This is a genomic window from Jiulongibacter sp. NS-SX5 (assembly GCF_052828545.1).
The window spans coordinates 662,950-676,936 of record NZ_CM128248.1 but is presented as its reverse complement, the minus strand read 5'-3'; the positions used below and the strand labels follow the sequence as shown (position 1 = coordinate 676,936).

Here is a 13,987-nt window from a genome sequence, read left to right as displayed (position 1 = left end):
CTACGCGTAAGCGACAAACATTAAGGCAATAGCCGCAATGGTAAGGCCCAGAACTAAAAAGCTCTGGGCTTTTTCTTTAGATGATCTTATGAGAAGCAATTGAAGCAAAATAGAACCAGCACCCACTGCCGTTACAATCATCCGCTGGATTTTAGGAGAGGCTACCTGAACAGGTAAAAAGATAAGGATAAACGTGGCTAGGATAATTAAAGCCGTGATCCAATTACTTCTCTTCGTTGTCATATTCTGTATCAATTACTGTTTGATAATTCGATGATTCTCTTTGAACCGGTTGGTCGATAAATGATTTCTGGAATATCAAGATGGTTACAACACCAACAAAAATACATGCATCTGCAAAATTAAAGATAGGTGTATTATTGTAAGATCCGCCTAAGAAAGGCACCCAGTCTGGCCAGTAGCCGTCTAATCCGTAGGCATAAAACATATCTATGACCTGACCATGGAACCAAGGTGAAGGTGCATCAAAAGGAGCATTGTTTAACCATACGCCATAAAAAATACTATCAATGACGTTGCCAATTGCCCCTGCAAGAATAGCTGCCATACTCCATAAAAGACCATCGGGTGAGCCCTTTCTTGCTAGTTTCGCAAGGAGGTACACTATAACACCCATAGCCACCAATCTGAAAGAGGTAAGAATCAGTTTGCCATAACTGCCTCCTAATTCCATTCCAAAGGCCATTCCTTTATTGGTAATGTAGTGCAGTTTAAAAAATCCCGGGATGATATCAATTTCACCAAAATGGTTTGGAATCACCTCAAAGTGCATCCAAAGCTTTATGGCTTGGTCAATAACAATTAAAGTAATAGCGAATAAGTAAAACTTAAAGGGCGATTTCATTCAAAAAAATTTAGCCGTCTTAGAAGTCACAATGTGTAAGCACAAAATAAAGGCTTTTATTAAAACTCACCATAGCTTTTTTTATATTCCTTAGAGAATTAATTCAAACTTTATCTGTTATCTTTGCACCCTTAAAATGAGGTAGATTCAAAGAAAACCTCAAATAAAACAGTTTTAGGAACCATAGGCGAAAGCTTGAATTTGTAGACGATGAACGTACAATTGAAAACCGACCCTCTTAGTAGCTGGATTGATACTGGAGGAAAACCATTAATGATTGCCGGTCCGTGTAGTGCAGAGACGGAAGAGCAGTACCTGGAAACAGCCAGAGCTATTGCAAAAGAAGGATATGCTCACATCTTAAGAGCAGGTGTTTGGAAACCACGTACCAGACCAGGTAGTTTTGAAGGTGTTGGTGAGCCGGCTTTGCCTTGGTTACAGAAAGCAAAAGAAGAGACAGGTCTTCCTATTTCTTGTGAAGTTGCTACCCCTGAGCACGTTGAATTAGCTCTAAATTATGGAGTTGATGCCCTATGGGTAGGTGCCAGAACTACAGTAAACCCTTTCAACGTACAGGATCTAGCAGATTCATTGAAAGGAGTAGACGTTCCAGTATTTATCAAAAACCCGGTTAACCCTGATTTAGCTTTATGGGTAGGTGCATTTGAGCGTATTGCTGGTGCAGGTATCACTAAATTAGGAGCTATCCACAGAGGTTTCTCAAATGCTCAGGAAGCCAAATACAGAAACTCTCCAATGTGGCAGATCGCTGTACAGTTTAAGTCAATCTTCCCGGATATACCGATGATCGGTGACCCTAGCCACATGGCAGGTAAGCGTGAGTATTTGGCCGAGCTTACTCAAAGAGCAATGGACTTAAACTATGATGGTTTAATCATTGAATCTCATAGAAACCCGGATGAAGCATGGTCTGATGCTGCTCAGCAGTTAACTCCTGTCGCGTTAGGTGAAATGTTGAAAGGCATTGAATTCAGAAATGAATCATACGGTGCAGACTTCCAGGATGAGCTTGATAGACTAAGAGGTAGACTAGATAACCTTGACAGAGAGCTTCTTGAGGTAATCGCAGCCAGAATGTCTGTAGTAGAGCAACTTGGCGAATACAAAAGAGACAATAACGTAGCTGTACTTCAGTTAGACAGATGGAATAAGGTTCATGATTCTCGTGCTAAATGGGGTCAGGAATTAAACCTTTACTCTGAGACAGTAGAAGAGCTTTTCAAACTGATTCACATGGAATCAATTAGAAAGCAAACAGAAGTAATGAATCAGCAACCTGCATAAGGTCTGAATAATATTTAACTCGAAAGACCTGGTCTACAAAAGCCAGGTCTTTTTGGTTTATAAAGGTTTACCGCCAAATATGTATCTTTGAAACCAAATGGCATCATTTTGGTAAAACCATTGATGTATACAAATGCAATTCCTAATAAAATGAGTTACGCTACCACCGAAATCACCAGTGCCGAAATAGCATCTGACAATCCTGTTCACCAGCGATTATACTTTCCTTATGAAGAAGTTTCGAAATCATTAAAAGGAAATGTTTTGGAGTTAGGTTGCGGTTGGGGCCGTGGAGTAGAGAAATTAATTGCTTCTTGTGACCATTACACGGGGCTGGACAAAAACGCGGAGTTGATTGCAGCTTTGCAAAAGCAATATCCGGACTCTACTTTTCAAACAGCGAGTTTCCCGGATCTATCTCGATTTGAAGACAATACCTTTGATTTTGTGGTTACGTTTCAAGTGATAGAGCACGTGCAGGATGACCACAAATTCCTGGAAGAAGCACACCGTGTTTTAAAGCCAGGAGGTAAAATAATTTTGACTACTGTCAATAAAAAGTTCTCCTTAAGCCGAAACCCGTGGCATGTGAGAGAATATTTCACCAAAGAGCTTAAAACACTCATGGAGAAGTATTTCAAAACTGTTGACACTTTAGGTGTTAACGGCAACGACAAAGTCTGGGATTACTACGAGAAAAATAAGATTTCTGTTCAAAATATGATGAAATGGGATGTTTTAGATCTACAGCACAAACTGCCTTCCTGGATTCTAAGAATACCGTATGAGTATATGAACAGAAAGAACAGAAATAAGCTTTCAGGCGGACAGGATGAGTTGGCTGCCAGTATTGATTGGAAAGACTATTTCGTATGTTTAGAGCCTGAAGAAAGCCTAGATTTCTATTTCATAGGCACTAAATAATGCACCTTTATCTTCACATTCCTTTTTGCAAGCAGGCCTGTTATTATTGTGATTTTCATTTTTCTACTAATCTTAAGTATAAAAATGACCTTGTAGAGGCTTTAATAAAGGAAATAGTTCTACAAAAAAATTACCTTAATGATAAAAGGCTGCAAACCATTTACTTTGGAGGGGGTACCCCTTCCCTACTCGATCGTAGTGATCTTGAGAATATTCTAGATGAGATAAATAAGCATTACAGCTTAGACCAAGAAGCTGAAATCACTCTGGAAGCTAATCCAGATGATATTACCGAGGGCAAACTTAAGGACTGGAGAGAATTAGGTATTAATCGCCTGAGTTTGGGAATTCAGACATTTAATGATGAGCAGCTAGTCTACCTAAATAGAGCACATACTTCCAAGCATGCCATTGACTGCATAAAGATGTCTTTAGCTGAAGGATTTAATGATTTCAGCATTGACTTGATTTACGGGATTCCTTCAAAATCGCATGATATATGGAAGAAGAATCTTGACACGGCACTACAATTTGATTTTACTCACTTATCGGCCTATTGTCTTACCATTGAAGAAAAAACAGTCTTTGGTGCCCAACTCAAGAAAAATCAAATCAAACAAGTCAGTGAGGAGTTCGCCGCAGAGCAGTTTAATTATCTTCTTGATCAAACGAGGTCTCAAGGGGTAGAACAATATGAGATTTCAAATTTTTCAAGAGATCAACACTATGCAAAACATAATACTTCTTATTGGCAAGGTGAAGAATATTTAGGGATTGGCCCCTCAGCTCATTCTTTTAATGGGGTTAGTCGTCAATGGAATGTGGCGAATAATGCGAAATACATTCGATCTATAAATCAAGGTATAGTTGATTTTGAACTAGAAGAGTTGACTAAGGTTGACATAGCAAATGAATTAATCATGACGGGTCTTAGAACGAAATGGGGCCTAGATTTAGCAAAAATTGAAGATTTGATTAATTCCGATTTTGAAAAGACTACTCACTTCTTTGAACAAGAGGGTGACTTACTCAAAGATGGCAATCGTTTAGTTTTGACCGATAAGGGTAAGCTAATTGCCGATGGCATTGCCTCAGATCTATTTTTTACTTAAAAAAGCACCGAATTACTCATCCGGTGCTTCTATTCTACAATAACGTTTGTTTCTTATTAAGCCTCAGCTCCACAAACTTCATCAAATACCATTTCAAGGTGCTGTGCTATCATTTCAGCAGAGCGACCCTCAATGTGATGACGTTCAACAAAATGAACTAACTCACCGTCCTTAAAAAGGGCGATTGAAGGTGAAGAAGGTGGCATTGGGATATATTCACGCATTCTTTGCGTAGCTTCTACATCAAAACCGGCAAAAACAGTTACCAGCTGATCTGGCTTAACACTTGCTTTCTGCAATGAGCCCAATACACCTGGACGACAAGTACCGGCGGCACATCCACAAACTGAGTTGATTACAATCAACGCTGTTCCTTTCTGATCTTCAAAAAACTTGTCTACGTCAGCTGCTGAAAGCAGTTCGGTAAAGCCGGCATCAGTTAACTGAGCCTTCATTGGTGCTACTAATTGAGGAGGATACATATGATCTACTTTTCTTTAAAAATTCTACATAAAACCAAGCTCTAGCTTGGCAACTTCTGACATCATCTCTGTGCTGTATGGTGGATCAAAAGTAAGCTCCACGGTTACATCACTTACACCTTCTACTTCTCTGGCTTTCATCTCAATTTCACTCGGGATTTGCTCTGCAGAGGGGCAAGAAGGCGATGTCAAGGTCATTAATATATAAACGTTATTCACCGGAAAGATTTTAATCTCATAGATTAATCCCAGTTCAAAAACGTCTACCGGTATCTCAGGGTCATAAACTTCTTTTATGGCCGCTACTACCTTATCTTTTAATTCTAATTCTGCTTCTGTCATTTTATTTAGAAACCGCTTCTTTACTGGTAAACACCAAAGCGTAATTTTTCATTTGTTTTAACATTGCCGCCAGCCCGTTTGACCGGGTTTGAGCCAAATGACCTGCAAGGCCTACTTTTTCTATAAAATACAAGTCAGCCTTCATGATGTCTTCTGCTTTTTGACCGCTCAGCACTTTTGTCAGCATACTCACCAATCCTTTGACTATGATGGCTTGACTATCTGCTTCAAAGAATACTTTACCATCATTTTCATGAGCGTGTAACCAAACCACCGACTGACACCCTTTGATGATGTTCTCATCAGTTTTGTGTTTCTCATCTAACTCAGGCAATTTTTTACCTAAGTCGATGATGTACTCGTATTTTCCTTCCCAGTCATCAAAGAGTTCAAAGTCTTCAATGATTTCGTCTTGTATTTCGTTTATTGTCATATTCTCTCACAGCTAGCTTATAAGCTAACTATATCCAAATTACATTAAAAAACGTTTAACCTTTAATAAACCTTCTGCCAACTTATCAATCTCCTCTTTCGTGTTGTAAACTGCAAAAGAGGCTCTTGAAGTTCCGACAATGCCGAAACGTTGCATTAAAGGTTGGGTACAATGATGACCTGTTCTAATGGCAATTCCTTGTTGATCTAGTAAAACACCGATATCCTGAGGATGAATACCATCAATAACAAACGAAATTACCGATACTTTCTCCGCTGCCTGACCTATAATTTTTAGCCCATCTATGGCCTGTAGCTTTTCTGTAGCATACTCAAGCAACTCCTGTTCGTAAGCAGCAATATTTTCAAGACCTAAATCATTGACATAATCCAAGGCTGTATTTAAGGCGATTACGTCAGCTATATTTGGTGTGCCAGCCTCAAACTTATATGGAAGCTCATTGAAGGAAGTATGTTCAAAAGTAACTTCTTTGATCATTTCACCACCGCCTCTCCATGGTGGCATTTTATCCAATAATTCTCTCTTGCCATACATGGCACCCATTCCAGTTGGACCATATAATTTATGGGCTGAGAAGCAGAAAAAATCAGCATCTAGCTCTTGTACATCTATTTTGATGTGAGAGGTAGCCTGTGCACCATCTACCAAAGTAACGGCACCTACTTTATGTGCTTCCTCTATGATTTCCTTAATTGCGTTTACCGTTCCTAGAGCGTTGGAAGCATAAACTACAGAGACTATTTTCGTTTTTTCTGAGAGTAATTTGACATACTCCTCCATGATGATTTCACCATGCTCTGTAATAGGAATAACTTTTAGAACACAACCTTTCTCCTGACAAAGCATCTGCCAAGGCACAATATTGCTATGGTGCTCCATAGTACTAATGATGATCTCATCATCCTCTTGCAGAAAGCTTCTACCGTAGGTATTAGCTACTAAATTGATCCCATCTGTGGTACCATAGGTGAAAATGATTTCTTCATGAGAAGGAGCATTTAAAAATCGCTGAATAGATTTTCTGGTTTCTTCAAAAGCAGAAGTTGCTTTTTCTGCTAGATGGTGAATGCCTCTGTGAATATTGGCATTATAACCTTCATAATAACCACTCAAAGCATCTATGACTGCCTTAGGTTTTTGAGTAGTAGCAGCGTTATCAAAGTACACGAGAGGTTTCCCATTTATCTCCTGATGAAGAATAGGAAAATCTGCTCTAATCTTATCTATATTTAGTTGACTCAATTTCTTGCTTCGTTTTGCTTATCAAACAGTCCAAAAAGGATTATAGTTTATAAAATCGATCATTCTTTAAACTGTGCCGCAAAGTTACACTTAATGAATGGCAATCTGAGGTATGCCTCTTATTTTTGGAGTATGAATACTCCCCTAAACTTTATTGAGGAATTCGTCAATAACTCGATCTATCGAATAGACGAGAATACAGAAAAGATCGGTTCTTGTCTGGAACAGATATCTGAAGAGCAGGTATGGTTAAGACCAAATAAAAACAGTAATTCCATTGGTAATCAACTGCTTCATTTATGTGGTAATATGACTCAATATGGCATTGTGGCTCTTTCAGATAAAAAGGATGAAAGAATGCGTGATGCGGAGTTTGAAACTACTGGTGGCTTATCTAAGCAAGAATTACTCTCAAAATTTCATCAGGTTGTTCTTGAAACAAAGCAGACCCTTAAAGGATTACAGCCAGAAGATTATCATAAAATGAGAAGTGTTCAAGCCTATAATTTTTCCGGTATTGGAATTATCATTCATTATGTAGAGCATTTATCATATCACACGGGGCAAATCGTCTTTTTCACTAAACAACTCCTCGACAAACAGATGGGGTTTTATGACAATGTAGACCTAAACTAATTCTTATGTTACCAGAAGTACCTTGGTTTGTAGCCGTCTTATTCACACTAACCACACTTTATGCTGTTTGGCTGTTTAAAACCGTTTTCAAACCCGATAAAGTAGCATGGACGGTGCTCTTTCTTTGGCTAATTACTCAGGCATATTTGGCATATGTTGGATTTTATGAAATCAATGACACGCTGCCACCCCGTTTTGCTTTGGTGTTATTCCCTGCCCTTTTGGTGGTTCTGTATTTGGTCTATATTAAAGGTGTAAATATTACTGATGTCGAGGCATTGCATCGTGTTCATACTGTAAGAATCCCGGTAGAAATTGTTCTTTGGCTATTGGCTGGTTACCAGGTCCTACCTGAGCTTTTGACCTTTGAAGGTCGAAATTTTGATATCATTGCTGGCCTTACAGCTCCTCTTATCATTTTATATGGACTGAGAAAGCAAATTATTGATAGGCAACGAATTATCCTCTGGAACTTCATTGGATTGTTTTTGCTAGGCAATATAGTGGTTACAGCTATTTTATCAGTTGAATCTCCATTGCAGCAGTTTGGATTTGAGACTCCAAACCGTGCTGTCCTTACCTTCCCTTATGTTTGGCTGCCAGCCTTTATAGTTCCTTTGGTACTTTTTGCTCACCTGCAATCCATCAAAATATTAGTCAAAAATGAAGATTAGAGAAGCCACCACAAGTGACTTGGCCGATATCGCAAGAATCTGGAATTATTATATCGAAGAAACTAGCTATAACTATGATTACACGCCTAAGTCAATGGCATATTTTGAAGATTGGCTAGCATCCAGAGAGATACCGGTGTTCGTCATCGAAGAGGATAATAATTTGGCCGGATATGGTTATTATGGTCAATTCAGAGGTCGTGATGGCTATTTACATTCCGCTGAGCATGGATTATATTTTGATCATGATGCCCAAGGAAAGGGTCTTGGAACCGCTTTGATGAACTTTCTGGAAGCTGATGCTAAAAAAAGAGGATTTCATGTAATGGTGGCAGGTATTGACAGCTCCAATCCTGGAAGTATAAGATTTCATGAAAAACTGGGCTATGAACACGTAGGTACGTTTAAAGAAATCGGCTATAAAAACGGAGAATGGCTAGACTGCGTTTTTCTTCAAAAGATTCTATAAAAAAAGGCGATCCTCACAATGAGAATCGCCTTTTCTAATTATTATTATAGAAGCTTAACCTAACTTTTCGATCAAACGATCACTTAGGTAATCTCTGATTTCTTCAATCTTGATCTGAGAAACTACATCTTCGGCAAAAGCCAAAAGTTGAAGCCTGATTGCTTCTTTCTTAGGAATACCTCTGGACTGCATATAGAAAATTGCCTCATCATTAAGCTGACCAGTGGTAGTACCGTGAGAACACTTCACATCATCAGCCCATATTTCTAGCTGAGGCTTGGTATTCATGGTCGCCTTATCAGAAGTAACCACGTTTTTACAGTTTTGGTAAGCATTGGTTTGCTGAGCATCTTCTCTCACAAAGATTTTCCCATTGAAAACCCCTGTTGATTCATCCATCAAGATCCCTTTATACAGTTCATTTGAAATAGAGTTTGGCTTAAGGTGATCAGCCACAGTGTGATTATCTATATGTTGTTTGCCATTTGGCATGTATAAACCATACATATAACTGTCAATGTACTCACCGTCCAATTTCAGGTTCAGGTTATTTCTAATAAAACCACCGTTAAGTGTTACTGTGGCAGCATAGAAGTAACTTTTATCTTTTTGCAGCACGTTTGTAGTTCCAACATGATATGAAGCATCGTTATCATCCTGTATTTTATAATAATCTACTCTGGCACTTTTCGCTACTGAGATTTCGGTAAGAGTATTGACAAAACCGCTTTCTTCTCCCAGGGATCTGAAAGATTCAGCAATTTTCACTTCGGCATTCTCTCCTACCACAATTAGATTGCGAAGCACAGAACCCACATTTTCCTGACGTGAATCAGAAATCATTCTCATGATTATCGGCTGCTTCAATGTAGAATTGGCAGGGACATGAACAATAATTCCGTCATTCGCCAAAGCCGTATTCATGGCTGAGAATGCTTCATTTTCCTGATCTGTATACTCGCCGTAGTGAGAATTTAATAGTTCAGGGTTTTTATTCTGAGCTTCCTGGAAAGTCAATATTTCAACCTTACCAGTACTATCACTTAAAGATGATAGTTCAGGGTGATAAATACCATTGACAAAATAGAGGACAATTCCATTTAGCTCCGGAAATGCCAAGCTCTTCAATTCATCTGCTGAAATATCACTTTTAGGGTGGAAATTATATTCCTTTTGAGTGAGTTTCTTTACGTTTGAGTATTTCCACTCTTCATGCTTTACAGTTGGAAAACCCAGCTTTTGAAAACTCTCAATAGCTTTTAGCCTCTTTTGATTAAAAGGCTGAGCTGCATGACCATTTATGCCAGCCTGCACCTCTTGGAATTCAGCTAATAATTGAGTTTGTATATTCTTTTCAGACATCTAAAATCTCTTTTTAATTATGCTACTTCTGCAGCATCAGCTTCAGCCTTAATCCAGTCATACCCTTTCTCCTCTAGTTCAAGGGCAAGTTCTTTTGTACCAGACTTCACTATTTTTCCTTTGTAAAGAACGTGAACGAAATCAGGCACGATATAATCAAGTAATCTCTGATAGTGCGTAACTACTATAAACGATCTGTTTTCGTCTTTCAGTTGATTTACGCCGTCTGCTACAATTCTCAAGGCATCAATATCCAAACCAGAGTCAGTCTCATCAAGAATACCTAAAGTAGGCTCTAACATAGCCATTTGGAAGATCTCGTTTCTCTTCTTTTCTCCACCTGAGAAACCTTCGTTAAGCGAACGTCTCAAAAGCTGATCATCTATTTTGACTAGTTTTGATTTCTGCTTCATCAACTTCAGGAATTGAGCAGCATCAAGCGGATCTTCACCCTTATATTTTCTGATCTGATTCAGTGCTGTTTTAAGGAAATTGATAGTGGTTACACCCGGAATCTCAACAGGATACTGGAAAGCAAGGAAAATACCCTCAGCTGCTCTTTCTTCGGGAGCAAGTTCCAATAAATCATTATTCTGGAATTCTACAGAACCATGTGTTACTTCAAAATCTTCTCTTCCTGCCAAAACAGATGCCAAAGTACTTTTACCAGAACCATTTGGGCCCATGATAGCGTGTACTTCACCTGGTTTTATCTCCAGATTGATTCCTCTTAATATCTCCTTTTCTTCTACTCTAGCGTGTAAATTACTGATCTTCAGCATTATAAACTATTTTATGGTATTCGTTCGGGCTGCAAAGGTACAAAAAACACAGCAATCCTTAATCGGTCTACTAACCTATTTTACTTATATAGTGTTCCTGAGAAGCTCAGAATTAAGAAAGATTTTTATTTTTGCGATAGTTCCTTCGTTAACAGACTCATGTACTTTAAGCAGTTAATGTACTTTATCGGCCATTTTGGTTTTGAATGAATGCACTACTACATAGTGTCAATTCTTTCATTCAAAATCAAACTTCATGAATATTCACGTTAACAGCGAAATAAGCACTCTCAAACGTTTAGTCATCCATAGTCCTGATAGTGGGCTAGGTAAAGTAGTCCCTTCCAAAGCACAGGATTGGCTTTTTGAGGACATTGTTCATCTGTCTACAATGCGTAAAGACGAATACGACTATTACGTTCGTATCTTATTATACTTCTTAGATCCGGGCAAAATTAAAGGTGTAGAAGCGGCAAAGTCCGATTCTATGAACAGAGACTTTTTCAATCCAAAAAAGGAAAGTTATTTCAAATCTGACAAAGTCATAGAATTTGAAACATTACTGGCTGACATTTTAGAAAATGATGGACTAAGGAAACAACTGATTTCTGCGGTTTCTGCTATAGAAGAGTGTTCTTACCAGGAAATGCTGCAGTTTCAGGAAATGAGCAAAAAAGAACTCACCATGATGCTCATTACTGGAATGAATACGAAGGGGGAAATGTATTTTCCACCGGTACCTAATTTAATTTTCACCAGAGATATCGGAATAGTGATCAATGATCATATTCTGATGAATAAACCGGCTAAAATGGCCCGAAGCCGAGAATCTTTATTGGCAAAATATGTCTTTTATAACCACCCATATTTTGAAGATTTAAAAGGCAAAATCATTGAAATTGAGGAAAACGAAGAACATTTTCTTTTACCCGAAGAAGAGCAAAATTCAAGAGCAGACACCCTTGAAGGTGGTGATGTGATGATGGTGGCTCCAAACCATTTGTTTATTGGTATCAGTGAACGTACGAGTCTGGAGGCTGCTCGTCAGGCAATGCGGAAGCTGTTTGATCAAAAGGTTTTGACAAAGGTTACTCTGATCAAAATTCCAGCGAAACGAGATTATATGCACATTGATACCATTTTTACTCAGATTAAGAAGAATGTTTGGGTACTACTGGGGTCTCTAGGTAGAGCTGCTGAGAAACAGAAAAAGGACAAAATTTGGGAAGAACTTGGCCAAAAAGAAAAGGCAGAAGAGTTGGTTATCAAACAATTCTATATTGAAAATGGGAAGGAGAAATCCAGATCTTTTGAAAATCTGGAAGATCTATTAGATGATGTCTCAAAGACTGATTTGCAAAGCAAAGAAGAGACTGTCTTTGTGTACTCAGGAAATAACGAATTTCCTTTTGGTGCCAGAGAGCAATGGACCGACTCCTGTAACTTATTGGTACTCAAAGAAGGTGTGGCCATTGGTTATGATAGAAACGACAAAACCTCTGAAGCCTTTAGAGCCGCAGGTTTTGACACGATACATGCGGTAGATTTGGTTAAAAGTTTTGAAAGTGGTGAACGTGATCCTCAAAGCATTGAGAATACCATCATTCTATTGCCTTCAGCAGAGCTGTCAAGAGCACGAGGCGGTTCACATTGTATGAGTTTACCAATTTTGAGAACTGGTGTTCGATGAGTAAGCAATGTACTTCTACCCTACTCATGGTAAGGCCGGTAGCTTTCGGATATAATCAAGAAGCGGCTGATAGTAATGCCTTCATGAATGCAGTTGCCAATAATTCAACAGCCCAAGAGGATGCCTTAAAACGATTTGATGATTTTGTTGCCGTTTTGCGAAGCAATGGTGTAGAAGTCATTGTCATTGAGGATTCAGCACTTCCCCATACTCCAGATAGTATTTTTCCCAATAATTGGCTTTCCTTGCATGAGGATGGTAGGCTATGTCTCTACCCTATGGAAGTAGAGAACAGGAGATTGGAAAGACGTAGCGAAATATTGACAGAGTTAAAGTCAAAGTATTTGGTATCTAAAGAGTTATCACTAACCTACCTTGAGAAAGAGTCTATTTTTCTGGAAGGTACTGGAAGTTTAGTCCTCGATAGAAAGCATAAAAAAGCCTACGCTTGTGTTTCAACCAGAACCCACTTCAGGGCTTTGGAGGAGTGGAAAAAGCTTTTCCCTGAATATAAAGTAGTAGCTTTTGAGGCTTTAGACAGAACTGATATGCCTATTTATCATACCAATGTCATGATGTCTGTTGGAGATGGATTAGCCGTGGTTTGTCTGGAATCTGTTACGGAAAAGGAAGAATTACTCAAGTCTCTCAAAAATGATGGCCTTGAGGTGTTAGAAATTACTTTCGGTCAGATGGAGCACTTTGCTGGCAATATGCTAATGGTCGAGAATAAGAATGGTGAGAAAATGATGGTCATGTCTTCAAAAGCGTATTGCTCTTTGACAGGTGAACAAAAGGAGAAAATAAACAAGTTCGCGAGGATTATTCATTCTGAACTTGGGCTTATTGAGGAGTTAGGGGGTGGCTCTGCCCGATGTATGATGGCTGAGATTTTTCTAATAAAGCGATAAGGAATGACTGAAAGTACTGTCCATTTATTTTTTTGCTTGATAGTCGCCCATATTCTAGCCGACCATTACTTTCAATTCGAAGGCTGGGCAGTAGATAAAATCAGAAATAAAGAACAGTCGAGTAAGCTCTGGGTACATCTTGGCCTGGTTACTCTTTTAAGCTTCCTGACTACTTTTTCTGTGCAGGCGGCTATTCTGACTGGCCTATTTCACTCTTTAATTGACTTTGGAAAAGTATTTTATGGGAAAAGTAAGGTAAGAGTACTTTTAATTGATCAGAGTTTACATCTATTGAGTTTGGTACTGGTCGCTTTGATTATTCAATTTTTTGAATGGAATGGATTCATAAGTTTTGAAGACCAGATTAGTTTACCACAACTCATTTGGCTTGTGGTACTTCTTGGTATTACTTTTCCTTATGGAACGGTCTTACATATAATACTTTATCCCTTGGCTCCTGAGGGTAGACCCTCACATATTTCAAAATACATTGGTATAGCAGAGCGGGTGCTGATCATCAGTATCTTCTATTTTGACCTGCCGTTTATTCTAGGAGGTCTCTTGGGAATTGTTCTTTTTGCGGAGTATAGGCGTTTGGGAAAAAATTATACACAATATGCCCTTCTAGGTACTTTTTTGAGTGTGATACCAACCTTTTTGCTTTGTTTTGTGTCCAAGAGTCTGGCAGCACAGTTTTAAGGGAACTTTAAGCCTGAAAAGCTGTTTTGTTAGTGCAA

17 protein-coding genes are annotated in these 13,987 nt (G+C 38.7%); 9 read left to right on the top strand and 8 right to left on the bottom strand.

All coding sequences use genetic code 11. The annotated features are described in order from the left end of the window. Together ACUXV0_RS02905 and ACUXV0_RS02900 are read right to left on the bottom strand one after the other, a co-directional pair. A complete protein-coding gene (locus ACUXV0_RS02905; protein ID WP_446191564.1) occupies nucleotides 1–243 on the bottom strand; it encodes a hypothetical protein in 243 nt (80 codons plus the stop codon). Then, on the bottom strand, nucleotides 224–865 hold the full coding sequence (locus tag ACUXV0_RS02900; protein ID WP_446191563.1) for a lipoprotein signal peptidase: 642 nt from the start codon (nucleotides 863–865) through the stop codon (nucleotides 224–226). The genes ACUXV0_RS02905 and ACUXV0_RS02900 overlap by 20 nt, the downstream gene beginning before the upstream one ends. A 210-nt stretch (nucleotides 866–1,075) precedes the next feature. Here ACUXV0_RS02900 and ACUXV0_RS02895 point away from each other — a divergent pair, with 210 nt between their 5' ends. From ACUXV0_RS02895 to hemW, 3 genes are all read left to right on the top strand, one after another. After that, entirely contained in the window at nucleotides 1,076–2,170 is a 1,095-nt protein-coding gene (locus tag ACUXV0_RS02895) for a chorismate mutase (protein ID WP_446191562.1), read from the top strand. A gap of 150 nt (nucleotides 2,171–2,320) precedes the next feature. Continuing rightward, nucleotides 2,321–3,094 (top strand): class I SAM-dependent methyltransferase, encoded by a 774-nt coding sequence (locus ACUXV0_RS02890; protein ID WP_446191561.1) that lies wholly within the window; start codon nucleotides 2,321–2,323, stop codon nucleotides 3,092–3,094. Next, nucleotides 3,094–4,206 (top strand): radical SAM family heme chaperone HemW, encoded by a 1,113-nt coding sequence (gene hemW, locus ACUXV0_RS02885; RefSeq protein ID WP_446191560.1) that lies wholly within the window; start codon nucleotides 3,094–3,096, stop codon nucleotides 4,204–4,206. Before ACUXV0_RS02890 ends, hemW begins: the two co-directional genes overlap by 1 nt. A gap of 56 nt (nucleotides 4,207–4,262) precedes the next feature. Here hemW and ACUXV0_RS02880 read toward each other — a convergent pair whose 3' ends face one another. From ACUXV0_RS02880 to ACUXV0_RS02865, 4 genes are read right to left on the bottom strand one after another with little or no spacing between them, the layout of a single operon-like run. Further along, nucleotides 4,263–4,688, bottom strand: a complete 426-nt coding sequence (locus ACUXV0_RS02880) for a BrxA/BrxB family bacilliredoxin (RefSeq protein WP_446191559.1) — start codon at nucleotides 4,686–4,688, stop codon at nucleotides 4,263–4,265. Nucleotides 4,689–4,712: 24 nt separating this feature from the next. Further along, complete coding sequence (locus ACUXV0_RS02875; protein WP_446191558.1) at nucleotides 4,713–5,030, bottom strand: iron-sulfur cluster assembly protein; 318 nt, start codon at nucleotides 5,028–5,030, stop codon at nucleotides 4,713–4,715. Nucleotide 5,031: 1 nt separating this feature from the next. Beyond that, a complete protein-coding gene (locus ACUXV0_RS02870; RefSeq protein ID WP_446191557.1) occupies nucleotides 5,032–5,463 on the bottom strand; it encodes a SufE family protein in 432 nt (143 codons plus the stop codon). 39 nt (nucleotides 5,464–5,502) lie between these two features. After that, nucleotides 5,503–6,726, bottom strand: a complete 1,224-nt coding sequence (locus ACUXV0_RS02865) for a SufS family cysteine desulfurase (RefSeq protein WP_446191556.1) — start codon at nucleotides 6,724–6,726, stop codon at nucleotides 5,503–5,505. A 132-nt stretch (nucleotides 6,727–6,858) separates the two neighbouring features. Between ACUXV0_RS02865 and ACUXV0_RS02860 the strand changes: the two genes are divergently transcribed. The 3 genes from ACUXV0_RS02860 to ACUXV0_RS02850 are packed head-to-tail and all read left to right on the top strand — an operon-like array spanning nucleotide 6,859 to nucleotide 8,505. Continuing rightward, the gene (locus tag ACUXV0_RS02860) at nucleotides 6,859–7,362 is read left to right on the top strand and encodes a DinB family protein (RefSeq protein ID WP_446191555.1); all 504 of its coding nucleotides are present in this window, start codon (nucleotides 6,859–6,861) and stop codon (nucleotides 7,360–7,362) included. A 5-nt stretch (nucleotides 7,363–7,367) separates the two neighbouring features. After that, entirely contained in the window at nucleotides 7,368–8,036 is a 669-nt protein-coding gene (locus ACUXV0_RS02855; RefSeq protein WP_446191554.1) for a hypothetical protein, read from the top strand. Beyond that, complete coding sequence (locus tag ACUXV0_RS02850) at nucleotides 8,026–8,505, top strand: N-acetyltransferase family protein (protein ID WP_446191553.1); 480 nt, start codon at nucleotides 8,026–8,028, stop codon at nucleotides 8,503–8,505. The genes ACUXV0_RS02855 and ACUXV0_RS02850 overlap by 11 nt, the downstream gene beginning before the upstream one ends. Nucleotides 8,506–8,559: 54 nt before the next feature. On the opposite strand, the gene sufD is transcribed toward ACUXV0_RS02850, so the two are convergent. After that, nucleotides 8,560–9,867: a Fe-S cluster assembly protein SufD gene (sufD, locus tag ACUXV0_RS02845; protein WP_446191552.1), complete on the bottom strand. Its 1,308-nt coding sequence runs from the start codon at nucleotides 9,865–9,867 to the stop codon at nucleotides 8,560–8,562. A 17-nt stretch (nucleotides 9,868–9,884) separates the two neighbouring features. After that, nucleotides 9,885–10,649 (bottom strand): Fe-S cluster assembly ATPase SufC, encoded by a 765-nt coding sequence (sufC, locus tag ACUXV0_RS02840; protein WP_446191551.1) that lies wholly within the window; start codon nucleotides 10,647–10,649, stop codon nucleotides 9,885–9,887. Nucleotides 10,650–10,905: 256 nt separating this feature from the next. On the opposite strand from sufC, the gene ACUXV0_RS02835 reads away from it, so the two are divergent. From ACUXV0_RS02835 to ACUXV0_RS02825, 3 genes are read left to right on the top strand one after another with little or no spacing between them, the layout of a single operon-like run. After that, nucleotides 10,906–12,339 carry an arginine deiminase family protein gene (locus ACUXV0_RS02835; protein ID WP_446191550.1) on the top strand — a complete coding sequence of 478 codons (1,434 nt, stop codon included), beginning with the start codon at nucleotides 10,906–10,908 and terminating at the stop codon, nucleotides 12,337–12,339. After that, complete coding sequence (ctlX, locus tag ACUXV0_RS02830; RefSeq protein WP_446191549.1) at nucleotides 12,336–13,250, top strand: citrulline utilization hydrolase CtlX; 915 nt, start codon at nucleotides 12,336–12,338, stop codon at nucleotides 13,248–13,250. The genes ACUXV0_RS02835 and ctlX overlap by 4 nt, the downstream gene beginning before the upstream one ends. Nucleotides 13,251–13,253: 3 nt before the next feature. After that, a complete protein-coding gene (locus tag ACUXV0_RS02825; RefSeq protein WP_446191548.1) occupies nucleotides 13,254–13,949 on the top strand; it encodes a DUF3307 domain-containing protein in 696 nt (231 codons plus the stop codon). The last annotated feature ends 38 nt before the right edge of the window (nucleotides 13,950–13,987 follow it).

Coding starts and splice junctions, on each gene's coding strand:
- ACUXV0_RS02905 (WP_446191564.1), bottom strand. CDS start 243: ATGACAACGAAGAGAAGTAATTGGATCACGGCTTTAATTATCCTAGCC.
- ACUXV0_RS02900 (WP_446191563.1), bottom strand. CDS start 865: ATGAAATCGCCCTTTAAGTTTTACTTATTCGCTATTACTTTAATTGTT.
- ACUXV0_RS02895 (WP_446191562.1), top strand. CDS start 1,076: ATGAACGTACAATTGAAAACCGACCCTCTTAGTAGCTGGATTGATACT.
- ACUXV0_RS02890 (WP_446191561.1), top strand. CDS start 2,321: ATGAGTTACGCTACCACCGAAATCACCAGTGCCGAAATAGCATCTGAC.
- hemW (WP_446191560.1), top strand. CDS start 3,094: ATGCACCTTTATCTTCACATTCCTTTTTGCAAGCAGGCCTGTTATTAT.
- ACUXV0_RS02880 (WP_446191559.1), bottom strand. CDS start 4,688: ATGTATCCTCCTCAATTAGTAGCACCAATGAAGGCTCAGTTAACTGAT.
- ACUXV0_RS02875 (WP_446191558.1), bottom strand. CDS start 5,030: ATGACAGAAGCAGAATTAGAATTAAAAGATAAGGTAGTAGCGGCCATA.
- ACUXV0_RS02870 (WP_446191557.1), bottom strand. CDS start 5,463: ATGACAATAAACGAAATACAAGACGAAATCATTGAAGACTTTGAACTC.
- ACUXV0_RS02860 (WP_446191555.1), top strand. CDS start 6,859: ATGAATACTCCCCTAAACTTTATTGAGGAATTCGTCAATAACTCGATC.
- ACUXV0_RS02855 (WP_446191554.1), top strand. CDS start 7,368: ATGTTACCAGAAGTACCTTGGTTTGTAGCCGTCTTATTCACACTAACC.
- ACUXV0_RS02850 (WP_446191553.1), top strand. CDS start 8,026: ATGAAGATTAGAGAAGCCACCACAAGTGACTTGGCCGATATCGCAAGA.
- sufD (WP_446191552.1), bottom strand. CDS start 9,867: ATGTCTGAAAAGAATATACAAACTCAATTATTAGCTGAATTCCAAGAG.
- sufC (WP_446191551.1), bottom strand. CDS start 10,649: ATGCTGAAGATCAGTAATTTACACGCTAGAGTAGAAGAAAAGGAGATA.
- ACUXV0_RS02835 (WP_446191550.1), top strand. CDS start 10,906: ATGAATATTCACGTTAACAGCGAAATAAGCACTCTCAAACGTTTAGTC.
- ctlX (WP_446191549.1), top strand. CDS start 12,336: ATGAGTAAGCAATGTACTTCTACCCTACTCATGGTAAGGCCGGTAGCT.
- ACUXV0_RS02825 (WP_446191548.1), top strand. CDS start 13,254: ATGACTGAAAGTACTGTCCATTTATTTTTTTGCTTGATAGTCGCCCAT.